General features: G+C 57.8%; 22 protein-coding genes. 10 read left to right on the top strand and 12 right to left on the bottom strand.

Going from position 1 to position 26618, the window contains the following annotated elements; translation table 11 throughout:
* Positions 1-64: 64 nt before the first annotated feature.
* A complete protein-coding gene (locus tag HSW_RS17370) occupies positions 65-1048 on the top strand; it encodes a radical SAM protein (RefSeq protein WP_044003009.1) in 984 nt (327 codons plus the stop codon).
* 101 nt (positions 1049-1149) lie between these two features.
* Entirely contained in the window at positions 1150-1602 is a 453-nt protein-coding gene (locus tag HSW_RS17365) for a gamma carbonic anhydrase family protein (RefSeq protein ID WP_052346571.1), read from the top strand.
* A 173-nt stretch (positions 1603-1775) separates the two neighbouring features.
* Here HSW_RS17365 and HSW_RS17360 read toward each other — a convergent pair whose 3' ends face one another.
* The gene (locus HSW_RS17360; protein WP_052346570.1) at positions 1776-3080 is read right to left on the bottom strand and encodes a hemolysin family protein; all 1305 of its coding nucleotides are present in this window, start codon (positions 3078-3080) and stop codon (positions 1776-1778) included.
* 201 nt (positions 3081-3281) lie between these two features.
* Between HSW_RS17360 and HSW_RS17355 the strand changes: the two genes are divergently transcribed.
* The 4 genes from HSW_RS17355 (at position 3282) to HSW_RS23035 (ending at position 8925) form a co-directional block, all read left to right on the top strand.
* Complete coding sequence (locus HSW_RS17355) at positions 3282-5483, top strand: protein-disulfide reductase DsbD family protein (RefSeq protein ID WP_044003008.1); 2202 nt, start codon at positions 3282-3284, stop codon at positions 5481-5483.
* Positions 5484-5574: 91 nt separating this feature from the next.
* Positions 5575-6699, top strand: a complete 1125-nt coding sequence (locus HSW_RS17350; RefSeq protein ID WP_052346569.1) for an isoaspartyl peptidase/L-asparaginase family protein — start codon at positions 5575-5577, stop codon at positions 6697-6699.
* A gap of 546 nt (positions 6700-7245) precedes the next feature.
* A complete protein-coding gene (locus HSW_RS17345; protein WP_044003007.1) occupies positions 7246-7731 on the top strand; it encodes an AsnC family transcriptional regulator in 486 nt (161 codons plus the stop codon).
* Between the two features lie 228 nt (positions 7732-7959).
* Positions 7960-8925 carry an energy transducer TonB gene (locus HSW_RS23035; protein ID WP_052346568.1) on the top strand — a complete coding sequence of 322 codons (966 nt, stop codon included), beginning with the start codon at positions 7960-7962 and terminating at the stop codon, positions 8923-8925.
* 139 nt (positions 8926-9064) lie between these two features.
* On the opposite strand, the gene HSW_RS17335 is transcribed toward HSW_RS23035, so the two are convergent.
* From HSW_RS17335 to dnaE, 9 genes are all read right to left on the bottom strand, one after another.
* Positions 9065-9370 (bottom strand): hypothetical protein, encoded by a 306-nt coding sequence (locus HSW_RS17335; protein ID WP_155833026.1) that lies wholly within the window; start codon positions 9368-9370, stop codon positions 9065-9067.
* Positions 9371-9461: 91 nt separating this feature from the next.
* Positions 9462-9791 carry a thioredoxin gene (gene trxA / locus HSW_RS17330; RefSeq protein ID WP_044003005.1) on the bottom strand — a complete coding sequence of 110 codons (330 nt, stop codon included), beginning with the start codon at positions 9789-9791 and terminating at the stop codon, positions 9462-9464.
* Positions 9792-10006: 215 nt separating this feature from the next.
* Complete coding sequence (locus HSW_RS17325) at positions 10007-10375, bottom strand: hypothetical protein (RefSeq protein ID WP_044003004.1); 369 nt, start codon at positions 10373-10375, stop codon at positions 10007-10009.
* A gap of 65 nt (positions 10376-10440) precedes the next feature.
* Positions 10441-11361, bottom strand: coding sequence for a TIGR01777 family oxidoreductase (locus HSW_RS17320; protein WP_044003003.1), 921 nt, complete (start codon positions 11359-11361; stop codon positions 10441-10443).
* A gap of 116 nt (positions 11362-11477) precedes the next feature.
* Complete coding sequence (locus HSW_RS17315) at positions 11478-11999, bottom strand: GbsR/MarR family transcriptional regulator (protein ID WP_044003002.1); 522 nt, start codon at positions 11997-11999, stop codon at positions 11478-11480.
* 125 nt (positions 12000-12124) lie between these two features.
* The gene (locus HSW_RS17310) at positions 12125-12643 is read right to left on the bottom strand and encodes a hypothetical protein (RefSeq protein ID WP_044003001.1); all 519 of its coding nucleotides are present in this window, start codon (positions 12641-12643) and stop codon (positions 12125-12127) included.
* A 121-nt stretch (positions 12644-12764) separates the two neighbouring features.
* The gene (locus tag HSW_RS17305) at positions 12765-12950 is read right to left on the bottom strand and encodes a hypothetical protein (protein WP_044003000.1); all 186 of its coding nucleotides are present in this window, start codon (positions 12948-12950) and stop codon (positions 12765-12767) included.
* 34 nt (positions 12951-12984) lie between these two features.
* Positions 12985-14415, bottom strand: a complete 1431-nt coding sequence (locus tag HSW_RS17300) for a hypothetical protein (RefSeq protein WP_155833024.1) — start codon at positions 14413-14415, stop codon at positions 12985-12987.
* A 143-nt stretch (positions 14416-14558) separates the two neighbouring features.
* On the bottom strand, positions 14559-18242 hold the full coding sequence (gene dnaE / locus HSW_RS17295) for a DNA polymerase III subunit alpha (RefSeq protein ID WP_044002998.1): 3684 nt from the start codon (positions 18240-18242) through the stop codon (positions 14559-14561).
* 293 nt (positions 18243-18535) lie between these two features.
* Between dnaE and HSW_RS17290 the strand changes: the two genes are divergently transcribed.
* The 3 genes from HSW_RS17290 to HSW_RS17280 all read left to right on the top strand — a co-directional run bounded on the left by HSW_RS17290 (position 18536) and on the right by HSW_RS17280 (position 22179).
* Positions 18536-19672: a DUF4249 domain-containing protein gene (locus HSW_RS17290; protein WP_052346567.1), complete on the top strand. Its 1137-nt coding sequence runs from the start codon at positions 18536-18538 to the stop codon at positions 19670-19672.
* A gap of 123 nt (positions 19673-19795) precedes the next feature.
* Complete coding sequence (locus tag HSW_RS17285) at positions 19796-20938, top strand: DUF4249 domain-containing protein (protein WP_052346566.1); 1143 nt, start codon at positions 19796-19798, stop codon at positions 20936-20938.
* Between the two features lie 68 nt (positions 20939-21006).
* Complete coding sequence (locus HSW_RS17280) at positions 21007-22179, top strand: DUF4249 domain-containing protein (RefSeq protein WP_044002996.1); 1173 nt, start codon at positions 21007-21009, stop codon at positions 22177-22179.
* Positions 22180-22286: 107 nt separating this feature from the next.
* Here the strand turns inward: HSW_RS17280 and HSW_RS17275 are convergent, their stop codons facing one another.
* Entirely contained in the window at positions 22287-23060 is a 774-nt protein-coding gene (locus HSW_RS17275; RefSeq protein ID WP_044002995.1) for a LysM peptidoglycan-binding domain-containing protein, read from the bottom strand.
* Between the two features lie 45 nt (positions 23061-23105).
* Positions 23106-25244 (bottom strand): lytic transglycosylase domain-containing protein, encoded by a 2139-nt coding sequence (locus HSW_RS17270; RefSeq protein ID WP_044002994.1) that lies wholly within the window; start codon positions 25242-25244, stop codon positions 23106-23108.
* Between the two features lie 445 nt (positions 25245-25689).
* Here HSW_RS17270 and HSW_RS17265 point away from each other — a divergent pair, with 445 nt between their 5' ends.
* Positions 25690-26544: a helix-turn-helix transcriptional regulator gene (locus HSW_RS17265; RefSeq protein WP_044002993.1), complete on the top strand. Its 855-nt coding sequence runs from the start codon at positions 25690-25692 to the stop codon at positions 26542-26544.
* The last annotated feature ends 74 nt before the right edge of the window (positions 26545-26618 follow it).

Here is a 26618-nt window from a genome sequence, read left to right as displayed (position 1 = left end):
TCTGGCGTTTTAGCTATTAGCTTTGGCGCGGCGTGCAGCTGCTATCCGCCAACAGTCAAAAACTATGCGTCTTGTTCGTCATCCGGTTCTGTGCAATTACTACGTTACCTACCGGTGTAATGCCAAGTGCTCCTTCTGTGACATCTGGGAGAAACCCTCGCCGTATATCACCCTGGCCGATGTGGAGCAGAACCTGCGGGACCTGAAGCGGCTGGGCGTATCGGTAGTGGACTTTACGGGCGGCGAGCCACTGCTGCACCGCCAGATTCATGAGTTTGTAGGGTTGGCGCATGATATGGGCTTTATCACGACGCTTACCACCAACTGCCTGCTATACCCGAAGTACGCCGAGCGGCTGCGTGGTAAGGTGGATATGCTACACTTCTCGCTCGATTCCTCGGAGAAAGAAGTGCACGACAAGGGGCGGGGCGTAGCGTGCTTTGATTTCGTATTGGAAAGCATTCGGGTGGCACGGGAGCTGGGTGAGCGGCCCGATGTGCTGTTCACGGTATTCCGCGAGAATCTTAAGGATCTGGAGCGGGTATACGACGAAATCACCCGACCCAACAAGCTGGTCCTGATCCTCAACCCGGCTTTTGAGTACAATGCCGTGGCCGCTGGGGAGCAACTGACCGCTGAGGAGTTGGATTACCTCTCGGCCTTCGGCAAGCGGCCCGGGGTGTACCTCAACGAAGCATTTATTCAGCTTCGCCGCGACGGAGGCAACCACGTAGCGGCACCGGTGTGCCGGGCCGCCAGCACCACGCTGGTCATCTCCCCCAGCAACGAACTGGTTCTGCCCTGCTACCACCTGGGGGAGCAGAAATTCCCTATCGAAGGTGGCCTGCACACGCTATATAATTCGGCTGAAGTGCAGCGGCTGGCCGCGCTGGAAGGCCGGCTGCCGCAGTGCGAAGGCTGCACCATCAACTGCTACATGCAGCCCAGCTTTGCCGTTGAAACCAGTAAGTATTTCTGGCAAGCCCTGCCCAGTACCCTCAAGTACAACTGGGAAAAAAGCACCTGGAAACGCATGCTGACGCGGTAGCGGGGCAATGGCGAACCTGCCATTTCGTCCGCGCAAGCAGCCCAGGCTAGCTCTCATAACTGCTCACTTCCAGAGTCTCATAACTCCCCAACTCCATCTGAATGCCTGCTCTCATCCTACCCGTTCAAGGGAAATACCCCGAAATTGGCCCTGACTGCTACCTGGCCGAAAATGCCACTATCGTGGGCGACGTGACGCTGGGGCGCGACTGTACCGTGTGGTTCAATGCCGTGGTGCGCGGTGATGTGAACAGCATCCGCGTCGGCGACCAGACCAATATTCAGGACGGTGCTGTGATTCACTGCACCTACCAGAAGGCTGCTACCGTCATCGGTTCCCGCGTCAGCATCGGCCACAAAGCCATTGTGCACGGCTGCACCGTGGAAGACGACGTTCTTATCGGGATGGGGGCCGTTGTGATGGACCAGGCCGTAGTGGGAGCGGGGTGCATTATTGCGGCCGGGGCCGTGGTGCTGGAAAACACGCAGTGCGAACCGGGAGCTCGTGCAGCTACGCGTAACAACAGCGGAGGAGCGCCTAGAAGACAATGGTGAAACGCTGGTACTCTAATGCCGGCCCGCTACCATTACACACAAAAAAGCCTCCGTACGGAGGCTTTTTTGTGTGTAATGGTAGCGGCAGGACTATTGAGACTCCGACCGAAACCAGCCGGCGTACATGATATAATTGGCGGCCGTTTGCTGCATGCCAGCGCGCTGAACTTCACTTACGGGCTTGATTTTGCGGGCCGGCACCCCGGCGTACAGATAGCTACGGAGCGGCGGGAGCGTTTCAGTACCCGGAACTCGTAGTTGTCAAGCACGGCCACGTCGCCTACTTCCGGAATGTTGCCGTAAAGCACATTGAGCAGGCCACCTACCGTTTCATAGTCGTCGCCCTCGGGCAACGGATGCGGCAGGTACTCGTTGGCGTCGGAAATGGGGGTGGCCGTATTCACGCGGTAATCGGTTTCCGACACCTTTTCTACTACCGGCACCTCGTTGTCGTACTCATCCTGAATTTCCCCTACCAGTTCCTCCATGATGTCCTCAATGGTTACGATACCCGAGACGCCGCCGAATTCGTCGCTGACGATGGCCATGTGCATGTGCTTGCGCTGAAACTGGCGTAGCAGGCGGTTAATCTTTTTGGTTTCGGGTACGAAGTAAGCCGGCCGCATGATTTTGGGCAGCTCAATAGCTTCGTTGCGCCGGATAATCTGGAGCAGATCCTTCACGTAGAGCACCCCCACGATGTTGTCGATGTTGCCCTCGAACACCGGAATGCGCGAGTAGCCCTCGTTATACACCATTTCCAGGATGCCATCCTGGGGCGTGTTCACATCAATGGCGGCCAGCTTAGTGCGGGGCACCATAATCTGCTTCACCATCCGGTCGTTGAACTCAAACACGTTTTCCAGCAGCTCGTGCTCCGACTCCTGAATTTCACCGCTCTGCTTGCTCTGATCCAGCAGCAGGCGTAGCTCTTCCGACGTGTGTACTTCGGAGCCGTGAGTAGCATTGCCGCCAAACAGGCCGGCCACCATATTCGACAGCCGGTCGAGCACCCAAATCAGCGGAAACGTAATGAAAGCAAAGGCCCGTAGTGGAATGGCAATAGCCATGGAAGTAGTTTCGGGCTTCTGAATGGCCAGCACCTTGGGGGCCTGCTCCCCCAGCACGATGTGCATAATGGTGATGAGCGTAAACGACGTGGCAATGGCAATCTGGTGAACCACAGTAGGCGTGAGCGTCAGACCCAGCCGGTCAATGATGGCCAGCACCACGGCTGCCACCACGCTTTCACCCACCCAACCCAGTGCCAACGACGCCACCGTAATGCCCAGCTGCGTAGCCGATAGGTAGTAGTTGAGGTCGTGCAGCATACTCTGCACGAGTTTGGCCAGCCGGTTTCCGCTCTGCGCCTTGATGTCTATCTGCGACGGGCGAACTTTAACGAAAGCAAACTCTGCTGCCACAAAAAAACCGTTCAGCAGTACCAGCAGAACAGTGAAAACGATATTTAAGATCATAGGTACGGCAACTCGGGCTCACGCGGCCCAGTTGCCTTTATGAAACAAAAGTACGTGATTCCGGGCAAGCAGTTGGCGCGCCATCAGGCTTTACCCGAATTCGGTGGTAGCGGTGCACTAAAAAACCGATAAACTCGTCCGGCTGTTAGGGTTTCTACCGACCTTTGCCGGTCTGCATTTCCGCTGTTTTTCATTTTGCTGATGTTCTTCCGATATTATTTTCTGCTGCCGCTGCTGCTCGTGTTGAGCATGGCCGGCAGTGCTGCCGGCCAAATTCTGCAGCCCACCAAGCTTTCCACGGCTCTCAGCAAGCCCACCGCTAGGGTAGGCGAGGAACTGGACCTCATCGTGACGGCCCGCATCGACGACAAGTGGCACCTCTACGCTACCGACTTCGACCCCGATCTTGGTCCGACGGTGTTTACCTTCACCTTCGCCAAAAGCCCGGCCTACGAGCTAGTGGGCGCGCCCAAATCCATCGGGGCCACCAAGCATTATGATGACGTGTTCAAGGGCAACGTCACGTATTTCGAAAAAACCGGCCGCATTACCCAGCGCATCCGGCTGTTGCAGCCCGGCCCGCTCACCATCAAGGCCGAAACCGAGTTTCAGAGCTGTACTGATGTAGATGGCCGTTGCATTCCCGGCGAGGAAAGCCTGAACTTCGGCCTAATTGAGGTAACTGGCTCCGCTGTTGCGCCGGCTACCCCGGCTGCCACCAAAGGCACTACCGGTGCCGTTGCGCCGGTTGCCACGCCCGCCGCTAGTGTGACTACCGCTTCAGCTGACACGGCTGCTACTGCCGTGGCGGTAGCACCAGCAGCCCAGGCCACCGCCGATACTACCCCAGTCGTTACCGCCGCGCCCGCTGTTGCCGAAGTTGCTGGTGCGATGGGAGCTGCTTCAGGGGCCACTGCCGCCCTAAGTGAAAACAGTTTGTGGGGGTTCGCGCTGCTGGCGTTTCTGTCGGGGCTGGGGGCACTGCTCACGCCGTGTGTGTTTCCGCTCATTCCCATGACGGTTTCTATTTTTACGAAAGGCTCCGCCAACCGCCGGCAAGGTATTTTGAAGGCGTTGGTGTACGGGTTGTCTATCATCTTTATTTATGTGGTGGTTGGGTTGCTGACTACCATACTGCTCGGGGCCGACGGCCTCAACCTCATCAGCACCCACTGGCTGCCTAATCTGATTTTCTTCGCAGTTTTTGTGGTGTTCGGCCTCTCCTTTTTGGGTCTGTTTGAAATCACGCTGCCACATGGCATGGTCAATAAGATTGACGAGCAGGCCGATAAAGGCGGCTGGGCGGGGGTATTTTTTATGGCCCTCACGCTGGTGGTCGTTTCCTTTAGCTGCACCGGCCCCATCGTGGCATCTATTCTGACGATGGCCGCGCAGGGCGAAAGAATCCAGCCGGTTGTTGGGATGCTGGGCTTTTCGCTGGCCTTTGCCTTGCCTTTCATGTTATTCGCGTTGTTTCCCACCTGGCTGAAAAGTCTGCCCAGCTCCGGCGGCTGGCTCAACACCGTAAAAGTCACGCTGGGATTCGTGGAGCTGATGCTGGCCCTCAAATTCCTGAGCATGGCCGACCTGGCTTATCACTGGAATCTGCTTCCACGCGACATTTATCTGGTCCTCTGGATTGCGCTATCAGGTTTGCTGGGGCTGTATTTGTTGGGGCGTTTCAAACTATCCCATGACTCCGACCTCTCACACTTGAGCGTGGGTCGCCTGCTGATGGCCGTGCTGGCGTTCAGCTTCATGACGTATCTGGTGCCGGGCCTATTTGGGGCCCCGCTGCCGCTGCTGGCCGGCTATCTGCCCCCCCAGAGCCGTAACGACTTCTCCCTGGCCGCTTCTTCTGAAGCTCCGGCCGTATCCACCGGCACCACGCCCGACGCGCAGTGCGAAGCGCCGCGCTATGCCGAGTTTCTGGAATTGCCGCACGGGTTGCAGGGCTTCTTCGATCTGGAACAGGCCAAGCGCTGCGCCAAGGCCCGCAACAAACCTATTTTTATCGATTTCACCGGCCATGCCTGCGTCAATTGCCGCAAGATGGAAGCTACCGTCTGGAAGGATCCGGAAGTATTACGCCGCCTGCGCAACGACTTTGTGGTGGTAGCCCTGTATGTGGATGACAAAGCCCCTCTGCCCCGCAACGAGTGGTACACCTCCGCCCACGACCAAAAGGAAAAAACCACGCTCGGTAAGAAAAACGCCGATTTACAGCTGACCGGCTTCAACGTGAATGCCCAGCCTTATTACGTACTGCTTGACCCCAACGCCCCCGCCGATTTAGCTCATACGCTCACGCCACCCATTGCCTACGAACCCGATGTAGCGGGGTTCGTCAAGTTTTTAGACGCCGGGCTGGCCCGTTACCGCCAGCAGGTAGCCACCCGCTAAAGCCAAACGGCTAATAAAAACCCCGCTTCCGAGCATAGTCCGGAGCGGGGTTTTTATCTTTCCGGACCATCCGTTTTTTACGCACACTGCCATGTTGTTCAGTCGTTTCTTTCGTGCCACCCTTCTGGCTGCTCTGCTTACCTCCCCCGCGCTGCTGCAGGCGCAGTCGGCTACCCCGTCTACTGCCGCCCCCGATGCGTCCCGTATCACGTTGGTGATTCACGGTGGCGCCGGTACCATCACCCGGGCTCTGATGACGCCTGAGAAGGAAAAAGCCTACCAGGACGCGCTGAATCAGGCATTGGACGCCGGGTATGCCGTGCTCAAGAAAGGTGGTACTGCCCTCGACGCCGTGGAGGCCTCCGTGCGGTTCATGGAAGATTCGCCCCTGTTCAATGCTGGCAAAGGAGCCGTATTCACCCACGATGGCCGCAACGAAATGGATGCTGCCATTATGGACGGCCGTAACCTGGCCGCCGGCTCCGTGGCCGGCGTTACGGTGGTGCGCAACCCTATCCGGGCGGCCCGGGCTGTCATGGAGAAGTCAGAGCATGTGTTGCTGACCGGTTCCGGAGCCGAGCAGTTTGCCCGCGAAAAAGGCCTAGCCATAGTGCCACCCAGCTATTTTTACACAGAAGCTCGGTATCAGCAGCTCCAGCAAGCCTTGGCAGAGGAGCGCAAGCCCGGTAGCCCCGATCAGCTGAACGCACCTACTTCCCCGTCTGAAAAGAGTAAAGTGAAGCTGAAAGGCGGCAAGCCCCAGAGCACAGCCCTGCCCGAAAGCCAGATCTTCACCGAAGGAAAGAAGTACGGCACCGTTGGCGCTGTCGCCCTCGACCAGTTCGGGAATCTAGCTGCCGCCACCAGCACCGGGGGGATGACCAATAAGCGCTACGGCCGCGTCGGCGACGCGCCCATCATCGGCTGCGGTACCTACGCCGATAACCAGTCCTGTGCCGTATCGTGTACCGGCTGGGGTGAATACTTTATTCGGGCTACTGTGGCCCGGGATGTGGCGGCCCGGGTGGAGTTGCTGCACCAGCCGGTAGCAGAGGCCGCCCAGGCTACCATGGATAAAGTGGGAAAAATGGGTGGTGATGGCGGGCTGATTGCCCTGGACCGGCAGGGCAATATTGCGCTGCCCTTCAACTCAGCCGGCATGTACCGGGCTTATGTAAAGGCCAACGGTGAGCGGCAGGTGCAGATTTATAAATAGGCTCTGGTAACTCCAGTGTCAGGTTCTGCAAAAAAGAAAAGGCTCCGGGCAACTGCCCGGAGCCTTTTTTGTCTTTATCAGTGTTTTTCCGACGGGAAAAGGTGAACTTTGCGGCCTGATTGCAAAATGCCGGTGTGAAAGCTGCAAAAATGATGGTGGACCGGATAGAAAAAGAAAAGGCGGCACCCACCCAGATGCCGCCTCTCGATTCAGAACGTACCCACCCAGATACGTCCCGTTTTCCCTCCTCACATTATCCACCCAATTTTTTTGCTGCTGTAGAAGAAGGATTCGAACCTCCACGGAGTGGTTAGCCGGCCGCCGGACCAGTTTTTCCCGAATCTCCACCCCCGAGAGAGGAGGGCATGTCTGCCAGTTTCATCATTCTACAGTGTAAAACAATCCGCTACCGCTTGCGTTGGATTATGACAAATGTACTAGGTTGGTTGATGTTATAAAATAATTTCAGACATTTGTAAAAAAAATTACATACTTTTTAAAAAAGAGGTTCTTTCATTGGAATATAGATAATCAACACCCTGAAAAATGGCGCGTAATTACGAACTTGACGACACCGACCGGAGAATTCTGGCCCTGTTGATTGATGATGCGAAGATGCCTTACACCGAAATTGCCCGAAAGGTGCATGTTTCGGGTGGTACGGTACACGTCCGAATGGCTCGTTTGGAAGAACTGGGCATTGTCCAGGGAGCTACCCTCAAGATTGATTATCAAAAGCTCGGCTACGGCGTGCGGGCTTTTCTGGGAATCTATCTGCAGAAAAGCTCCGTGTACGAAAGCGTAGTAGCCGCCCTGCGCCAGATTCCGGAAGTAGTAAGCATCGACTTCACAACCGGCGCGTACGGTATCTTTGCTCGCCTCATCTGCCGTGACACGAACCACCTGCGCGAAGTGCTGCACGAGCAGATTCAGCTAATCGAAGGCATTGAGCGAACTGAAACGCTGATTTCGCTCGAAGAAGCTTTTAACCGCCCCATTCAGTTGCAGGAAGTAAGCGAGGACGTAGGCTAAGGCGGCCGTAGTCCTGCATAAGAGTTCCTATATGATGCCGCTACTCCCTATAGGTGGAGTAGCGGCTATTGTGTTTAAAGAAAAAGCCTGCAGTAAACCGGTGGCCCTGAATTGGCTGGCAGCCAGCTGAAATGGTACTTTTTGAGTGAAGTTCAATGGGCGCTTGGGCCCTGATGTTCTGTTGGTTATATTTCGTAAAACCATGCTGGCGTCTTAATCAGGTTGCTCATGAGGATTCACTACGTTTTTCTCCTGTCTTTCGCGTTCCTGACCCAGGCGGGCCACGGCCAGAGTTTACCTGCCGTGTATCTCAACAACCGGGATGAGGCCACTATCCCCGACAGTGCCACGCACTACCGCATCGTGGACCGCAAAAATGAGTTGCTGGGTACTTATGCCATGCGGGAGTACGCCCTGTCAGGTACGCTGCTGCTGAAAGGCACGCTATCCTCCATTGATCCGCCGGTGCGTAACGGCCTGCTTACCTGGTACCATCCCGATGGCAGCAAGGCCGCTCAGGTGCATTACCGTAACGACGAAGCGGATGGCCTGTATCTGGGCTGGTACGAAGATGGCCGGGTGAACCTGCGCGGCGACTACTCCGACGGGCAGCGGGTAGGGCGCTGGATTTCAGTGCACCGCAATGGCCAGAAACGCTCCGAAGGCCGCTATAACAACGGCCGCGCCGTGGGCGAGTGGCGTTACTACTATGATTCCGGGGAATTGAGCGCCATTGAAATGCCCGACCGCCAGGGTAAACCATTGGCTTTGGCCTTTTTCAACAAAGATGGCTCACCGTATATGGGCCGGGTGCGCACCCGCGAAATGCCCCGATTCCCGGGCGGCGAAGGGGCGCTCTTGAGCTACGTGGCCCGCACAACCAACTACCCGCGCAACATCCGACGCAAGGGTATTACCGGCAATGTGTACGTGAGCTATACGGTGGGTGAGGACGGCCGTGTGGGACAGGTGCGGGTAGTGCAGGGCCTGGCTCCCGAGGCTGATCTGGAGGCGCGGCGGGTAGTGGCCAATCTGCCACCGTTCGAGCCGGGTCGGGAGTATAATCTACCCACCGCCATGACGTTCACCATTCCCATCTATTTCGCGCCCAACTTCTCACTGGCCTCCGGGCTGCGACCTCCGCAGGTGCCGCCTTCGGAAGCCCGTGCCGCCGCCCCCGATGGTGAGGAATAAAACAGCAGCAAACGAAAAGCCTTGTCTATATGTGTATAGGCAAGGCTTTTTTGCGTGGTAGTAGTATGAACCGTCAGAAATCAGACAGGTGAATTAAACCTGCGTGCTGGCTAGCCATCTTAGCTACACATACCACCTCCTACTTGCTACGCATATGAGACGTTCCTTTTTTGCTGCCGCCGCCCTTTGCCTTTTTGCCGTTGCAACCGCCTCCGCGCAGGTAGCACCCCGCGCCAATGACCAAGCCCGTATCCGTCAGGGAGTACGATCGGGCCAGCTGACCCGGGTTGAGGCTGCCCGCGCGCAAGGTCAGCAGGCAGATACCCGCCAGGCTCGCCAGGCGGCCCGTGCCGATGGGGTAGTGACGCCCGCTGAACGGCAAACGGTGCGCCATGAAGAACGTCAGGCCGACCGGGTGCTCTACCGGCAGAAGCACGATGGCCAAACCCGCGTTGTACGCTAACGGCCCCCGGTACCCCCAGAAGCCCAAAAAGCCCCGCTCTTTATGAAGAGCGGGGCTTTTTGGGCTTCTAAAACTAGGCAGTTACCTGAGCGTCCAGCTTTTGAGCCAGTACGTGCTTCGGAACGGCACCAACTTGTTTGTCAACTACCTGGCCGTTCTTAAATACCAGCAGCGTAGGAATGCTGCGGATACCGAACTTGGCAGAGGTCTGGGGATTCGAGTCGACGTCAACCTTGCCGATAACGGCTTTGCCTTCGTATTCGCCGGCCAGTTCTTCCACTACCGGGCCTACCATACGGCAGGGGCCACACCACTCGGCCCAGAAGTCCACAAGCACAGGCTTGTCGGAGTTGATGATCTGGTCGAAGTTAGCATCGGTAATCTCGATGGCTTTATGTCCCATAACAGTCGTTTTTTTTTGTTGAAAGGGTTTTCAGTGCTAGTGTACGGTCAAGCGGGCCGCAAGGTAGCAGATTGCGATTCAACAAGCAGCCGCCGGGAAAGTTCACTCGGTCAGCGTAGGGGTTCTGCCGCTCAACCAGCCCAAGGCCCCGGCGACCCGGCCGCGCTTAGCCAAGGCCTCCGGAGCCGGATATAGCATAGGGCTAACCTAATCGACTACGAATGATACGCGCGGGCATATTCCTGCGCCTTGTGCCGAAGCTTATAAAACACGTACAGATTGAAGAAGTGCATGCCACCCAGAATCAGAATAATCGTCCCGATCTTAATGCTGAGCGTTTCCACACTCTGCTGGTAGCTGATAATTGGGTCGCCGCTCTGCAGCGTGAGCATGGCGTAGCCGATGTTGATAAGGTAAAATCCCATGAGCAAAAGCTTGTTCACGGAGTCGGCCAGTTGCTCATTCCCGTGAAAAATATCGACGAGAAACAGGCGACCGTTGTTGAAAAGCGTGCGGGCAACCCACACTGTCAGTAGTACCGTAACGGGCAGGTAAACGCCGTACACCAGGAGGTGAAAGTTCATGGCAGAGAAAATTGGGGGTGAAAAGAAGAAAAGAGCGCGGAACCGGAATAGGATAAGGAAGCAGGCTAGGATAGCTGAGGTAATAAGTCGGCGAGAGCCGCTCGGCAGGAGGGAAACTGAAAGTGAAAGCCGGCTTCCAGTAGCCGCTGCGGCGCCACCTTACGGCTTTTCAGAATCAGCTCGGTTTCGGTGCGCAGCAGAAACGCTCCAATTTCGAGCAGCCAGCGCGGTTGTGGCAGATGCCAGCGCGGGCGGTAGTAGGTATCAAGCAACTGCATCAGGGCGGCGTTGGGCAGCGGCTCCGGAGCGCATAGGTTGAGCGAACCTTCCAGCACCGGATGCGCCACCAGAAATTCCACGGCCCGGCAGAAATCCTCGATGTGCAGCCAGCTGACCCACTGCCGGCCGTGGCCGTGGGGTGTGCTGAGGCCCCGGCGCGCCAGCCGGGCCAGCGTGGGCAGCGCGCCCCCATCGGCTCCCAGCACAATGGCCGTGCGCAGGGCCACGCGGCGGGTATGGGGCAGGGCAGCCAGGTTGAACTCGGCTTCCCACTGCTGGGCCACCATCTCCGAGAACCCGCGCCCGATCCGGCCGGCGGCTTCCGTATTGGCCGGAGCCCGGCCAGCCGTATCCTCATAAATGGTAGCCGTAGAGGAGTTCAGCCACAGAGCCGGTGGGTTGCGACAAGACGCTATGGCGTCGCCCAGCACCCGGGTGCTGTCGGTGCGGCTGCGCACGATGGCGTAGCGGTTGACGGCGTGGTAGCGGCAGTCGACGGAGCGGCCGGCTAGGTTGAGCAGCACGGCAGCACCTTCCAGAGCAGCAACCCACGGCCCGAGGGTACGGCCGTCCCAGGCCAGCTCATCGGGGCCGGAGGCGCGACGGCTAAGCGTCCGGACCCGGTAGCCGGCCCGCGCGAAGTAGCGCCGCAGGTGCTGGCCCAGAAAGCCCGTGCCGCCGGCCAGAATTAGAAGTGGGGGTTCCATACAATATGGTGAAAGAGGGAAGAAGAGAGGGACTTCGCCTGTGAATAAGAAATTGTGTATTCTAAACTTTCAGTAATTATTGAAATATGCAAGGCAAAAAAAGGCCTGTCGAGGTGCTAAGGCCCAGGCCGCATCAGCTTCATAAACGTGCTCAGAAACCAGTTCTCATCGGCTTTGATGAGCGTGGAGGCGGCGCGGTCAGCAAAGGAAGCGAAGCTCTGGATGCTGCCAATCATCTGGGTGAAGGCGGCGGTTTCTTCGGGCGTGGCAGTGGGGGATGGCTCTACTTCGCTGATTTCGCCTAATACACGCATGATGGGCTGCAACTCGCGTTTGCGGCGCTCCTGCAGAATCAGGGTAGCCACACGGTGAATGTCCTTTTCGCCCGAGAAGAACTCGCGCCGCTCGCCGGGCCGCAGCTCCTTGCGCACGATGCCCCAGTCCATGAGGGCGCGCACGTTCAGGTTCACGTTGCCCCGCGAAATCTGCAGTTGCTCCATGATGTCCTCGGTGCTCAGCGCCCCCGGCGACACCAGCAGCAGCGCGTGCACCTGCGCCATTGTGCGGCTCACGCCCCAGGCCGAGCCCAGGGTGCCCCAGCCTTCAATGAATCTGCGCTTGGCTTCGTCGAGTTGCATGGTTCAAATGTAACGGAGTATTTTAAACTTTCAATAAAAATTGAAAGTTTATTTTTGAGGTACTGATTCGCCCTAAAAAAGAACGTCATGCTGAGCTTGCCGAAGCAGCTCTACCGCACAAGTGCCTACCTGAAACCTGGATTGGCTCCGAAACCTGCTGCATTGAAATACATAAGTATCTTCAGTTGACTGCCCTGATAGTTGGTAAAGCATTCTACCAAATATTCAACTTCATTTTTTCTTCGGCTCCCAACCAGCTTAAAGACCTTACCTATGCTTTCCGCGTGGAAAGAGTTTTGGCTAATTGTTTTTTGCAATGCTATGGGAAGCTCTTCTATAGAGATTTCGGTTTTAGATTCAGTAAATGCGCAATGCCTGTCAAAAGCCACATTAAGTACCCGGTTCTGTTGCCTAGAATAGAACATGTAATCTTCTTCTTTTGCTTCTACATTGCCATAGACATAACACGAATCAATGTGAGCGTTCGGATACGTTCGTTTGAATTTCTTGACCACATTCTTCGGCACAGGTATCTCTCGAGCACGCATAGCGTTTTTCGCTAGATATGTCTGTGCGTAAAGGTGACTTGTCAACGCACAGCAAAACAGTAGAGCAAAAATCCTCTTCATATTTAAGATATCCATAATAATAGGGCATGTTACTCAGATCTTGATCCGAAGACTCAAGAGCAAATCTTACCATCACAACGTCAGCACGCGAGATTTCTCGCTCTGCTCAGAATGACGTGCTGGTGGTATGGATCAATCAAATTAGCTGGCAGGCGTCGATTTCCATTTCGCGCATCTTGCGGATGAACTTCTGGGGTTGGATGCGGTAGCGGCGCGAGTAGGTGTCCACGGCCAGGTGCTCGTGGGCGCGAGGGAAGCCACATAACGGGTCGAACGGCAGTTTCTGATGCGTAGGCCAAGCAGAGCTGCTGGAGTTGCTCATAAATCACAATCCGGTCAGAAACGAAACGAATAGTCTAGCGCGGCGCCTGGGCGCGTTGGCGGTCAATTTCATCGAGGTCGGCCTCACCCTGGGCAGTGCTTACCCACTCGCAGATGGGCCGTGCGGTTGGGGAACTGGGGGTAGTTACACGCAGGTAGTTGAGGCCAGCGGGATTGGGAATGATGAGCTGGCAGGGCAGTCCAGGCAGATCCAGGCACAGGCGCAGCATCCGGCCGGGATAAGGCCAGGGAATTTCCAGGTACTCCCGAAGCTTTAGCTGGCCGGCAGGTTGGTCATCGAGGGAGAACGAGACGGGGGTAGCAGCGGTATCGGCGTAACGGTAAAGGTAGATGTAAGCGGTGTCGTTGCGGATCGGGGGCAGTAGCAGTGGGTTTGGGAACTGCCCAGCCTGGCCCGTGTGCATATCAACGGAGTAGCCCATCGGCTCGGCCGTATGGTCGTTGGCATTATTGGCGTTGTTGGCAATCATGGCGCCCATTACGCCACCCATCACAGCCGCGCTGCTCTGGGCCCGGGACTGCATGTAGGCAACATCGGGCGGAGTTTCACCCACGAAGGTGAAAAAGTCGTGGTAGCGGTGCAGGAGAAAAAACTCTTTCTCGTGCTGCACGAATAGCTGGCGACCATTCGAGAAACCCCAGACTTCCTTGGCCGATTGGAACTGGTTTTTTTCATTTAGGATACGCACCCGCAGCCGAGGCACCCCGCGCCAGAGCCGCCGGGCCAGCGGGGCTCCGAAGCCGAAGGAAACGGTGTCGGCCATGGCCCGCAGACCGGACGCGGGAGTGTTGGCCAGAAACTGCCCGAACGAGTAGTACACGCCCGGCCGGGGTGCTTCCTGCAGAATGGCCGGCCGGGCCGCTTGGGTAACCCCGGCGGCGGCGTTGGCGGCAGGAATGGCCATGGGGGAATCGGTGAGCATCTGGGCCAGGGTACGGGCGGGGCTGGCGGGCGTAGTGGGCCAGTGATAAGTAGTGAGTTGCTCTAGGCACTTTTGCAGCAGTTGGGCCACGTGCTCAGCGTGCAGGTAGGTGGTTTCGAGGGCGCGGGTCGAGGTATGGGCGGCCACGCTGCGCACGAAGTGGTAGCCGTCGGGTAGTTGTTCGTACACGTCGGCGGCCAGGTCGGCGCTGGCTTTTTCCGTGATGCCGGCCATCTGCTCGCCCACCCGGAGCTGGCGCAGGCACAGTACCACGGTATGGTCTTCGGGCCGGGCGGGCAGTTGCTGGCGCAGAAAATCAGTTAGCTCCGCTTCCAGGCCCCGTCGGAAAAGCACGGCTGCCTGCTGGTTAGCGAGGCCCCGATACACCAGCCCAATGACGGGTTTACCCGGCCGCCCATCTACCACCTGCGTCACGGATACAGTTCGGGAAGGCAGGCTGAGCGACTGGTGGCTCAGGTCGAGGTAGTACTGCTGTGCTTGGACCCGGGACAAGGACAGCAAGCCTAACAGGAGACTTAGTAGAATAAGGCTACGGCTCACGGATAACAACATTTCAACACACCTACTAGAGAGTTCATAAAACCGCCGCGACCCGGGAAAGGCGCGGCGGCGGTAAAAGTCGAATTAATCAGCGAAGAAGCAGCCTAAATCAGCTGGCAGGCGTCGATTTCCATTTCGCGCATTTTGCGGATGAACTCTTTGGGCTCGATGCGGTAGCGGCGGGAATAGGTGTCGACGGCCAGGTGCTCGTGGGGCTCGGCGAACTTGATTTCGAGCTTTTTGGAACCTGAACAGCCTTCCACGGCTTCCATGAAGCGGTCCATGAAGGGCTCGGTGATGGTGCGCAGATCCAACTGCACGCGCACGCCGTTGGCGAGCTTCTCAGCCACGTTGAACAGCGGCTCCATGGTCATGATCTTGAACTCGAACTGGTCGGAGTCGCGGAAGCGCTGGGCGTATTTGCCGCGGATGAACATGGGCGGCACCTGCTCCTTGTCGTAGTTGCGCGGGTTGATAAGGGCCGAGAACTTGGAGTAGTCGTCGCGGAACAGGGCTAGGTTGAGGCTGCTTTCGTAGTCCTCCACGTTGAAGCTCACGAAAGGCTGGCCGGTTTTGGTGGTCTTGAACTGCACGTTGGAAATCAGGCCAGCCACCGTCACGTCGCGGTTTTTGTAGCTCTCAATCTTGTCGAGGCCGCAGGTGCAGTAGGAGTCGATTTCGAGCTTGAAGTCGTCCAAGGGGTGACCCGAGAGGTAGAAGCCCACGATTTCCTTTTCGCGGCGCAGCTTCTCGGTGGGACTCCAGGGCTCCAGGTCCTGGATTTTGGGCATCGGGATGGCCATTTCGCCGCCCCCGCCGCCAAACAGGCTTTGCTGGGCTGATTCCTTGGCCGCCTGGTGCTGCTGACCGACTTTCATGGCCTTCTCGATGAGGTTCTGGTCGCCGGTGGGGGCTTCTAGGAACTGACGGCGGTGGTAGCGGTCAAACGAGTCGAAGGCGCCGGCCTGGGCCATGCTCTCGAAGGTTTTCTTGTTCACGGCCCGCAGGTTTACGCGGCGCGCAAAGTCGAAGATGTCGGCATAATGGCCGTTTTTGTCGCGCTCCTGCACGATTTCCTCCACGGCGGCCTCGCCCGAGCCCTTCATGGCGGCCATGCCGAAGCGGATCTGGCCCTGGGCGTTTACGTTGAACTTCAGGATGGATTCGTTCACGTCGGGGCCGAGCACGGCCACGCCCTGCTTGCGGGCTTCCTCGATGAAGAAGGTCACCTTCTTGATGTCGCCCATGTTGTTGGTGAGCACGGCGGCCATGTACTCGGCGGGGTAGTGGGCCTTGAGGTAGCCGGTCTGGTAGGCCACCACCGAGTAGGCCGCGGAGTGGGAGCGGTTGAAGCCGTAGGCCGCAAACTTCTCCATCACGTCAAACACCTCGTTGGCCTTCTTGGCCTTGATGCCGTGCAGCTTCTCGGCGCCCGCGCAGAACTTTTCCCGCTCCAGGGCCATCTTCTTCATGTCCTTCTTACCCATGGCGCGGCGCAGCAAGTCGGCGCCGCCGAGGGAGTAGCCGGCCAGAATCTGGGCCGTCTGCATGATTTGCTCCTGGTACACCATAATGCCCTGGGAGTAGTTTAGAATGGGCTCCAGCAACTCGTGCGGGTAGTCCACCGTCTCGCGGCCGTGCTTGCGGTTGATGAAGTTCGGGATGAACTGCATCGGGCCGGGCCGGTACAGGGCATTCATGGCAATCAGGTCCTCGATGTTGGTGGGCTTGAGGTCCTTGAGGTACATGCGCATGCCTTCGGACTCGAACTGGAACGTGCCGATGGTGTCGCCGCGCTGGTAGAGCTCGTAGGTCTTCTGGTCGTCAATCGGGATTTCGTCGATGTCGATTTTGACGCCGTGGTTGCGCTCAATCAGGTTGATGGCATCGACGATGATGGTCAGGGTTTTGAGGCCCAGAAAGTCCATCTTCAGCATCCCGGCACTCTCAATCACCTTGCCGTCGAACTGCGTGATGAGCAGGTCCGAGTCCTTGGACGTGGAGACGGGAATGTACTTTGTGATGTCGTCGGGGGCAATGATGACGCCGGCGGCGTGGATGCCGGTGTTGCGCACCGAGCCTTCCAGCTTGTGGGCCAGGCGCAGAATCTGGCCGCGCAAGTTGTCAGGCGCCTCGTCGCGTAGGATGTAGTCCAGCTCAGGATTTTCGGCAAAGGCCTTGGCCAGCGTGGTGCCCACTTGGTCGGGCACCATCTTCACTAAGTCATTAGCCACCGGCAGCGGCAGCTCCATAGCCCGCGAAACGTCCTTAATCGACGATTTAGCGGCCATCGTACCGAAGGTAATGATCTGGGCCACCTGGGTTTTGCCGTACTTGTCCACCACGTAGTCAATCACGCGCTGGCGGTTCACGTCGTCGAAGTCGATGTCAATATCGGGCATGGACACGCGCTCCGGGTTCAGGAACCGCTCGAACAGCAGCGAGTACTTGATTGGGTCGATGTTGGTGATGCCGACGCAGTAGGCCACCGCCGAGCCCGCCGCCGAGCCCCGGCCCGGCCCAATGGCCACGCCATTGTTGCGGCCGTGGTTGATGAAGTCCTGGGTGATGAGGAAGTAGCCGGCAAAGCCCATCGTCTCAATCACGCGCAGCTCGTAGTCGAGGCGCTCCTCAATCTCGGGGGTGCGCTCAGAGTAGCGGCGTTTGGGGCCTTCGAACGCGCCTTTGTAGGTGAGGTGACGCAGGAAGGCGTCGGCGGTGGGGTGCTCGGGGGGCAGCGGGAAATTGGGGAGCAGAATGTCACGCTGCAGCACGGGCGGCGTGATTTTATCCACGATTTCGTTGGTGTTATCCACACTTTCCGGCACGTCACTGAACAGCGCGTTCATCTCCGCCTGGTTCTTGAAATAGAACTGGTCGTTGGCGAAACCGAACCGCGCCCGGGGCTTGGGGCTCTGTGCTTCCTCATCAATCCGCTGGAGCTGGCGGCGTATGGTGGCATCTTGCCCGGAAAGGTGGCGCAAGTTGTCGAGGTGGTCGTAGTGAACTTTGTTGTCCTGGGAAATCAGGCGGAAATACTGGGTCTGGAAGTCGCCAACGGGGATGCTGTGCTCCTCGCCGGTATTCACGCACAGCAGAATATCGTGGGGCGCAAAGTCGGTCTGCTCCACATAGTGCGAGTCGTTGGTGCAGATAACCTTGACGTTGTACTTCTTCGCCAGGCCCAACAGCACCTGGTTCACGTCTTCCTGGCTTTTGCCGGTGCCGTCGAAGTTCATCAGGCCGTGGCGCTGAATCTCGATGTAATAGTCGTCCTCGAACACGTCGAGCCACCACTTGAGCAGCTCCTCAGCTTTGGCCTCGCTCTGGAACAGAATGGCCTGCGGAATCTCCGCGCCGATGCAGCAACTGGTAGCAATCAGGCCCTCGTGGTACTTGAGCAGCAGCTCCTTGTCGATGCGCGGAAACTTGCTGTACACGCCTTCGATGAAGCTCATGGAGCAGAGCTTGCTCAAGTTGTGGTAGCCGGCCTGGTCTTTGGCCAGCAGCAGCTGGTGGTAGCGCTTGTCCCGCTCGCCCTTTTCGCGGCTGAAGGCCTTCTTGTGGCGGTCCTCCACCATGTAGAACTCGCAGCCCACAATTGGCTTCACGTTGTACTTGTTGGCCTCGGCCACGAAGTTGAAAGCCCCGAACATGTTGCCGTGGTCGGTGAGGGCCACGGCCGGCATACCGTCGGCCTGGGCTTTCTTCATCAGGGCCGAAATGCTGGCCTGACCATCGAGCAGGGAATATTGGGTGTGCGAGTGAAGGTGCGAGAAAACGGGCATGGGCAAGCAACTCCGGCCGTTAGGGCGCGAAGCGTACAGTAAAGTTACCCACGAATCAGCGGCCGGGAAAGGTTGCGCGGCAACGGATTTTGGCGTACTAGTTTCTTACATGGGGCCCAAGACGCCAGGCCGCAAGTAGCAGCTATAAGAGGCCAGTGTAGAGCCCATTGAACAAAGGCGGCGGTTTTCACGGAATTCTGTTTCTGCGGTCTTATCTTCCCATCTTCTAAGCTGGTTTGAAGGAGTTCTTTATGCTGAGAAAAGGAGTATTACTAAAGCTTGTATTCGGTGCTTTGTTAGTATTAAGCGGCTGTATTGAGCCGTTTGAGCCAGAAGTGGAAGTGAGTAAAGCAGGCTTTCTGGTGGTAGATGGCAGCCTCAACGGCGCAGGACGCAGTACTATTCGCCTTTCGCGCACGACGGCCTTGCGCAGCAGCGCAAAAGCGCAGGTGGAGAGCAAGGCCCGCGTGTATATGGAGGAAGAAGGCGGCCAGCAGTATTTGCTGCCGGAAACAGTAGCCGGAACCTATGTGTCGGCGGCTGTAGCATTGCCGCCTGGCACGCGCGTACGCCTGCACTTTACTACTGCCGGACAGCGGGAATACGTATCGGATTACACGGAGCTAAAAGCTACACCACCCATTGATTCGGTGACCTGGAAAGCGGGGAGCCGGGGGGTACAGATTGCCGTAAACGCGCACGATGACACGCAGCAGAGCCGTTTCTACCGCTGGGATTATACGGAAACCTGGGAATTTACTTCCGCCTATAAATCGGTTGTAGAGTACCGTAACCGAGCCTTTTACCCAAGGGCTGAAAATATCTATAACTGCTGGGGAACGGAGGAGGCTACGGCAATCAAGCTCGGAACAACCAGCAAGCTGGGGCAGGACGTAGTATCGGAGCAACCGCTCACGCTACTGCCTCCCACTTCGGTGAAGCTGCGCTACAGGTACAGTATTCTGGTGCGGCAGTATGCGCTCAGCAGCTCAGAGTACAGCTACTGGGAGGCGCTACGCAAGAACACGGAAACGCAGGGCAACTTATTCGACCCGCTGCCTACGCAGCTTACCGGCAACGTACACGCTGTAGTCGATGCCGGCGAGCAGGTAATTGGGTTTATAGGGGCACAGTCGGTAACGGAGAAACGTATTTTCATAGGTACTCGGCAGCTACCCCAGACGTGGGTGTTTGATACGGGCTACGAAACCTGTATGACCGATACTATTCCCCGGCCCAACCCGCCATTACCTCCGCCCCCTCCTCCTCCAACCGAGGCCCAGGCGCTAGATTATTTTGATAGTGGGTTGCCTTTTCCTATTGATGTTCTACATTTTGCAACCAGCCCGCGCAATTTCTATCTGTATTCCACCGCCGACTGTGTGGACTGCCGCCGCCGGGGTACCAACGTGAAGCCCAGCTTCTGGTAGTGCAAAGAATCTAATAATCGAATTGATATATATTTTGAATCCCCGGCCCGTGGGGTTTCTCTATAGTTCAGTAAGGTGATGCGATACGCAAGACAATTTTGGGCATATGTGGGTCTTGGAGTTATGGCGCTGGGGCTTACGGCCTGCGTTGAGCCGTTCGAGCCGAAAGTTGATGCCGACAATGCCCATTTTCTGGTGGTGGATGGCAACATCAATAGCCAGGGAGTGACGGTTATTCATCTTACCCGGTCGGTTAATCTGCGGGACCCGAAGAACATACCGGTCGAGACAAGGGCGAAGATGTTTATTGAGGAAGAAAGCGGGACTCGTTACCCCTTGCTAGAAGCCGTGTCTGGGACCTACACTTCTGCCTCGCTGAAGCTGACGCCGAGCCGTCGCGCGCGGCTGCATTTTACCACTGCCGGCCAGAAGGAGTACGTTTCAGAATTTACGCTGATCCAACATACTCCGGCCATCGACTCTGTGTCCTGGCGCACAAGTACCAAGGGTATGCAACTCTATGTAAATACCCACGATGCCAGCAACCAGGCACGCTATTACCGCTGGGCGTATGACGAGACGTGGGAATTTACGTCGGCTTTCGTTTCAACATTGAAATACGAAAGGGCAAAAATTGTGGAACGCGCCAATGAGGATATCCATCACTGCTGGGCCTCAGAAAGCTCATCGGATATCCGGCTAGGTACCACCGAAAAGTTGGCGCAGGCAGTAGTGGCCGATTTTCCTTTGACGCTGTTGCCACCTACTTCAAAAAAGCTGCAACGCAGGTACAGCATTCTGGTAAAGCAGTACGCCCTTACCAAAGAGGAGTACACGTACTGGGATATTCTGCGCAAGAACACCGAAACCCTGGGCACGCTGTTTGACCCGTTGCCGTCCCAATCGGTAGGTAACGTGCGTAGCCTGACCGATGCGTCTGAGGTAGTGCTGGGGTTTGTGGGGGCACAGTCGGTAACGGAAAAACGGATTTTTATCGACTACGGCGAATTGCCCCGGACCTGGGTGGCCGAAACCGGTTACGAAACCTGCCACACTGATACGCTGCTCCGCCCGAAGGGCGAGTACGCAACGCCGCCGCCCTCGCCGGCGGAGGTGGTGGATTTCTTTCGTAACGGTTTGTTCATCCCCCTCGAAGACCTGCAACAGGATCCGCTAAACCCAACCCGTTTTTTCCTGTTCGCCAGTGCCGACTGCGTGGACTGTCGTAAGCGGGGAACCAATGTGAAGCCCAGTTTCTGGCCGTAAACCGAGAGACGCAGAGGATAAAAAGGCAGTTGTTGATTTTTCGCCGAAGACTTGTTTGGGTAGTGCTTATGAAAAACGTATTCCGCCGCAATATCTGTTCTGGCAGCCTGTTGGGTATTCTGCTGGGGCTGACCAGCTGTATCGAGTCGTTTGAGCCTAAAGTGGCCTCTTCTGCCGCAGGCTATCTGGTCGTAGACGGGGCCATCAATGCTCAGGGAGTTACTACCGTGCGGCTCTCCCGGACGACGCCCGTGAACAGCAAGAGCAAAGTGCCCGTGGAAAGTCGGGCTTCGGTGGCGGTGGAAACCGAAACCGGAGCCCGGTATCCGCTAACGGAAACGACGCCGGGAACATACACTTCTGCGGCCTTGCAACTGCCCATCGGGCAGCGGGTGCGCCTGGCTTTCAAAACGGCCAGTCAGCAGCAGTATACCTCTGAGTTTACGGCGGCCAAGCTCACGCCGGCTCTTGATTCCGTTACCTGGCGGGCCAACCGGCAGGGCGTGCAACTCTACGTAAGCACCCATGATGAAACTGCTGCTGCCCGGTACTACCGCTGGGAATACGAAGAAACCTGGGCCTTTATTTCGGCCTTCTATTCATTAATTGAGCTGAAAAACGGAGTAATAGGTATTCGGCAGGAGGACATTTACCACTGCTGGGGCAACGAGAAGCCGACTTCCATTGCGTTGGGAAACACCTCCCGGCTGTCGGAAGACAAGGTTTCTGCGGCTCCCCTGGCCTTGGTGCTCAGCACTTCGCCCAAGCTGGGTATCAAGTACAGTGTGCTCGTGAAACAGTACGCGCTGAGCCAGGCAGAATACGATTACTGGGAACTACTGCGCAAGAATACAGAAACCCTCGGAACGCTTTTTGACCCCTTACCCAGCCAGCTGAGCGGGAATATTCATAATGTGGCCGATGCCAAAGAGGTAGTCATTGGCTTCGTTGGGGCCCAGACGATGACGCAACGCCGGCTGTTCATCGACTCCGGTGAGCTACCGCGCGACTGGCGGCAGCCAACAGACTATGATAAGTGCGTGCTCGATACGCTGCCTCGGACCAAAGGCGGCCCTAAACTTGAAATCAAGCCTCAAGAATTCTTCCGGTCAAACGAGTACCTGCCTGTAGGCTACTTCTATCTACCGGGCAGCTCCAAGGAATACATTCTCTACTCTTCTGCCGACTGCGTGGATTGCCGCCGCCGGGGCACTAACGTGAAACCCAGCTTCTGGCAGTAACCGCCAGTCTGGCGGTGAAGCAGGATGGAGAGCGTCGGGTTTCTATTGACCAAACAAAAAAAGGCAGTCCGCTTAGGGCTGCCTTTTTTAGCGCAGAGGAGGTCGGTCTATTTGCCCGGCTCCACTACCAGTACTTCCCCGATTTTGACCTTGCCATCGGCTTTACTATTCCATTCCAGTAGCTGGGCCGCCTTCACGTTGTACTGGCGCGAGATGCTGAACAGGGTCTCGCCTTTCTGCACGGTATGGCTTCGGGCCGCATCTGTAGCAGGCTTGGCAGGTACGGTTGCCGGCTGCGAGCGGGCTGCGGGAGCCAGCGCGGCAGTACCGACCGGCAGCTTTGGCGAAGGGGCAACTGGCAGGGGCTTGGAAGCCGACGGGGTAGCAATGGTGCCCATCGGGGCGGGAGCCGGGGCTTTGGCGGCTACCGGCCTAGCTGTGCCCATAAAGCCGGAAGCGTGCAGCCGGTCAGCGGCGGCCTTAAGCTCCGGGGTTTTGGCGGCCCGGGCATCAAAGCCCTTGTACTGGGGGCTGCGCAGCAGCGTGTTCAGCTCCACCTGCCAGGGTTGCTGCCGGAGCCGTTGGGCCAGCTGCTGCTGCTGCTCGCGGGGGAGGCTGGCGGTATAGCGGCTCAGGCGCTGGTTGAGGGCCGGAATCTGCACCAGGGCCTCATCAATAAGTTGCGCTGTTTTGGCATCGTTGGGCTCAAAGTAGATGGCCCGCAGCTGCCGCACGCTGCTGGCCACCAGACCCGACATCACCTGCACGGAGTCGTTGGAGAGCGTAACAGCGGGAATTGAAGTCGTTTGCTGCGCCTGGGCGCGGAAAGAGCCCACCGTACCGGCAACTGCCAGCACCAGGGAAACGGAAAAGAAACGCATCGGAAAGCGGCAGGGAAGTAAACGCGGGAAAGGATAAGAAAGAGGCTACTTAGCGGGCGTAATGATCAGCACCTCGCCCGGCTTCACGGCAAAATCGGGTTTGCTGTTCCACTCCATGATCTGCTTGATGGTGACGCCGTACTTGCGCGATACGCTGTACATCGTTTCGCCGGGCTGCACGGTGTGACGAATAGTTTCGGGCGTAGCCGCTGCCGGGACTGGCGAAGCCACAGCTGAAACAGATGCCGTAACGCGCAGTGTCTGCCCAATGCGGAGGGACGGGTTTTGGGGTAGATTATTCCATAGAATAATATCCGAAGGACGCAGCCCAAAGCGGCGGGCGACTGAATACAAGTTTTCCTTGGGCTGCACCGTATGCAAACCACTAACCGGAACGGGCTCAACTGCCGGTGCGGCCAGCGGCGTTGGGTAGCTGGGTGGGGTAGGGCGCGGAGCCGGGGCTGCAACCGGCTTGGTTGGTGCAGCGGGCACTGAAGCCGGGGCGGCTACGGGGGCTGCGGGGCGGGGCGTTGGTGCTGGCGTGGCCGGGACCGGGCGGGGTAGCGGCTCGGTAATAGGTTCAGCTTCGCTGGGCTCGTCGGCAATGGGGGCGGCGGCAGGTAGGGCTTTTTTGGGAGCTGGCGCGGTAGGCTGAGCTACGGGCGTTACCGGAGCCGGCGGCAGGTTATTCAGATTTTCGGTGTGCTCATCTGTGGCGCTGTCGGGTTGCACTACCATGCCTTCGTCTTCGGTGGCATCCTCCAGCATACGGCTTGAATTGGCCGTGCCGCCCATATAGGGTTCGGCCTCCTCCTGCTTCTTCTTTTTCTCCGGTTGCGGCGTAGGGGCCGTGGGAGCGGCCGGGGCTGGAGCAGCAGCGGTTGGCGTTACCGGCTTCTCGAAAGCCGCCAGCGCGGTGGCGTTGTTGCCGTCAGCGTATTCTACAGGCACGTTTTTGGGGCGGGTGTGCTGCAGCCACAGTACGCGGCCGGGGCGCAACTCCTCGTTGCGGGCCATGCGGTTCTTGCTCCAGATGGCCTTGGCCCGTATGCCGTACTTCTGCGACACGGTAACTACACTTTCCCCTGGACGCGTGACGTGGTATTCCACGGCCGCTTTGTCGCGCTTTTTCTGCACAAAGTAGGGCTGGCCGGCCACGATGTTGTCGAAGGGGAACAGGTCGTTGAACTGCATGAACTTGCGCATCTTCAGATTGGCACGCTTCGCTATGCTTTCCTTAGTGTCGCCGGGCAGCGCTACCACCGCCTTCAGCCCGTTTACGCGCACAAAGTCAGCGTTTTCGGGGTCGGGGGTGGGCTGGTTGAGGAGCTGGCCGGCGGTGGCGTTTTTTTGCTGTGCGGCTAAAGCGGTGAGCTGTACGGGGTCGGTGATGGGCACCAGCATGGTGTACACCCGGTCGGTGGGCACGGTGGGCGCCAGCAGCCAGCGGTTGTATTTCACCAAGTCATCAGGGTTTTGCTGCATGGCCTGGGCCATAACGCTCAGGGCCTGGCCAGCCGGGGCCGGAAATTCCTGAAACAGCAGCGGCGGCTTGGTATTGAGGCCGATGGCAGGCTCGAAGGCAATTTTGTGGGCCAGAAACGTGAGAATGTACGGGTGGGTCTTCTCCGTAATTTCCGCCTCGCTGGCGTCGGCGTCGGTGGGCAGGGTGTAGGGCTTGGTGCCAGTGAGGCCCAGGTTGTAGCTGAGCAGCGAGTTGGTCCAGTTGCGGAACGTTTTGTTATTGCGCAGCAGGTACTGGGCAGCAGCCTTCGAGGAAGCCGCAATGTGCTTGCGCTCATCAATGGCATCGTTCATCAGCAGCCCAAAATCAGCGGCCGACTCGCGCTTGAACTGCCAGTAGCCCACGGCATCATGAATGCTCTGGGCGTCACCCTGCAGGCCGCTTTCCTGCAGGGCCAGGAAGTGGAAATCCAGGGGCAGGCCTTCCTGCTGAAATATCCGGTCGATGATGGGGAAATAGGCGTCGGCTAGTACTACACGGGCCTGGAAGGAGGCCGGGTGGCGGCGCAGGGCGTCCACTTTCTGCTGGAGGGCAGCACGTCCCCCGTCAGTGAGGCGCAGGCGCAGGCCGGCCATGCTCAGCTGGGCCGGGACTGGTACGGTTTGGGCAGCTACCAAGAGCGGCAGCCACAGAAACACCAGCAGTAAAACTCGTTTCATAAGCGGGGAAAAGCATCCGGGCAGGGCCACGGATGAGCGTTTGCACGCTGATACCGGTCCTGTTAGCCTACAAAATAGCGCAAAAAAAGCCTGCGGTTGGGTCTGTCTGCGGCAAATCCAACAGAATGGTCAAATCATTTTATTCGCAATGGGTCGTTGACTGCTCTTTGTGGTCCTTTCCTGGTACTGCTGTGTGCAGGGACTGGCTAGCTTCTATCGTCCCACAGTTTGTGAGGCTATTGTATCAAAGGATGTTAACTGCTAAGCTGTTGGGGTGCACTGAACGTTGTGGCGGCAACCTGTGGCGAAAGCGCCGTAAGTTTGACAGCTGAAGCTACGCTTCGCAGGGCTGAACGGATTACGCCAGCAGGAGCAGGAAAGGTGGACCGGCCTCAATTCATGCCCCGCACCCCATGTTGTAACAGGATAGCAGCAGCAGCCTCCCATGAATGACGCCAACAGCTTTTTGGTATATGACCGCCCGGCGCTGGCGTCCAGTGCGGAACAGGCGTGGCCGGGGCTGCGGGTAGAGCGTTACCAGTTGGAGGCCATGGCCATGCCGGCCCACGCCCACGACCAGCACATGCTCATCCTGCATCAGGGAGTTCAACCCGTGCGCTCAAGCCGCCGGAATGGGAGCGGTACGGAAGAAGACCTGTTTCGGCCGGGCGACGCCGGTCTGTATCCCGCCGGGGAGTACGGTCCCACCGCTTGGTATGGGCCTGCGGATATTATTCAGCTGCAGATAGATACCCAGGCGCTGGAAAACCGGGCCAGCTTGCAGGCAAGCAAGTTCACCTTGCGCGACCGGTTTCGGTTTGAGGACGGCTTGCTTACCCAGTTGGGCCGGCAATTGCTGACGACAGCCGGCACCCGGCACACGCTGGGTCTGCTCTACGTGGAGTCGCTGACCAACGCGCTGTGCTACCATTTGCTGGAGCACCACGCCATCCAGGAACAGCGCCCCGCGCCGGGCCGCACTTTGTCCGGTTCGGTGCTGACCCGTATTGAGGCCTATCTGGAGGGCAATATGGAGCAGGTTGTGACGGTAGAGGCCCTGGCTGGCCTGGCCAACCTGAGCGTATTTCATTTCATGCGGTGCTTCCGGCATACCACCGGCCAGTCGCCCTACCAGTATGTGCTGGGCTGGAAAATTCGGCGGGCCCAGCACCTGTTGCGCATTGGTGAGCTGCCGGTAGCCGCCGTTGGCGAGGTGCTGGGCTTTGCCTCGCCCGCTCATTTTTCGGCGGCGTTTAAGCGCGCCACCGGCCGCTCGCCTCGCGACTTTCAGCAGCGTTAGTTCCGGCCGCAAAATCCGCAGGAATCTGATAGAAACCGGCAGGAATCGGGTGGGGTGTCGGGGCCAACTGGGGG

The sequence above is a fragment of the Hymenobacter swuensis DY53 genome, assembly GCF_000576555.1.
In the GTDB taxonomy this organism is placed as follows: domain Bacteria; phylum Bacteroidota; class Bacteroidia; order Cytophagales; family Hymenobacteraceae; genus Hymenobacter; species Hymenobacter swuensis.
Note: the sequence above shows the minus strand (reverse complement) of the source record. Positions and strands in the feature narration are given on the sequence as shown.

Bases quoted from the DNA above. Each gene is read 5' to 3' on its own strand.
- HSW_RS17370 (WP_044003009.1), top strand. From the start codon at position 65: ATGCGTCTTGTTCGTCATCCGGTTCTGTGCAATTACTACGTTACCTAC.
- HSW_RS17365 (WP_052346571.1), top strand. From the start codon at position 1,150: ATGCCTGCTCTCATCCTACCCGTTCAAGGGAAATACCCCGAAATTGGC.
- HSW_RS17360 (WP_052346570.1), bottom strand. From the start codon at position 3,080: ATGATCTTAAATATCGTTTTCACTGTTCTGCTGGTACTGCTGAACGGT.
- HSW_RS17355 (WP_044003008.1), top strand. From the start codon at position 3,282: ATGTTCTTCCGATATTATTTTCTGCTGCCGCTGCTGCTCGTGTTGAGC.
- HSW_RS17350 (WP_052346569.1), top strand. From the start codon at position 5,575: ATGTTGTTCAGTCGTTTCTTTCGTGCCACCCTTCTGGCTGCTCTGCTT.
- HSW_RS17345 (WP_044003007.1), top strand. From the start codon at position 7,246: ATGGCGCGTAATTACGAACTTGACGACACCGACCGGAGAATTCTGGCC.
- HSW_RS23035 (WP_052346568.1), top strand. From the start codon at position 7,960: ATGAGGATTCACTACGTTTTTCTCCTGTCTTTCGCGTTCCTGACCCAG.
- trxA (WP_044003005.1), bottom strand. From the start codon at position 9,791: ATGGGACATAAAGCCATCGAGATTACCGATGCTAACTTCGACCAGATC.
- HSW_RS17325 (WP_044003004.1), bottom strand. From the start codon at position 10,375: ATGAACTTTCACCTCCTGGTGTACGGCGTTTACCTGCCCGTTACGGTA.
- HSW_RS17320 (WP_044003003.1), bottom strand. From the start codon at position 11,361: ATGGAACCCCCACTTCTAATTCTGGCCGGCGGCACGGGCTTTCTGGGC.
- HSW_RS17315 (WP_044003002.1), bottom strand. From the start codon at position 11,999: ATGCAACTCGACGAAGCCAAGCGCAGATTCATTGAAGGCTGGGGCACC.
- HSW_RS17310 (WP_044003001.1), bottom strand. From the start codon at position 12,643: ATGGATATCTTAAATATGAAGAGGATTTTTGCTCTACTGTTTTGCTGT.
- HSW_RS17305 (WP_044003000.1), bottom strand. From the start codon at position 12,950: ATGAGCAACTCCAGCAGCTCTGCTTGGCCTACGCATCAGAAACTGCCG.
- dnaE (WP_044002998.1), bottom strand. From the start codon at position 18,242: ATGCCCGTTTTCTCGCACCTTCACTCGCACACCCAATATTCCCTGCTC.
- HSW_RS17285 (WP_052346566.1), top strand. From the start codon at position 19,796: ATGGCGCTGGGGCTTACGGCCTGCGTTGAGCCGTTCGAGCCGAAAGTT.
- HSW_RS17280 (WP_044002996.1), top strand. From the start codon at position 21,007: ATGAAAAACGTATTCCGCCGCAATATCTGTTCTGGCAGCCTGTTGGGT.
- HSW_RS17275 (WP_044002995.1), bottom strand. From the start codon at position 23,060: ATGCGTTTCTTTTCCGTTTCCCTGGTGCTGGCAGTTGCCGGTACGGTG.
- HSW_RS17270 (WP_044002994.1), bottom strand. From the start codon at position 25,244: ATGAAACGAGTTTTACTGCTGGTGTTTCTGTGGCTGCCGCTCTTGGTA.
- HSW_RS17265 (WP_044002993.1), top strand. From the start codon at position 25,690: ATGAATGACGCCAACAGCTTTTTGGTATATGACCGCCCGGCGCTGGCG.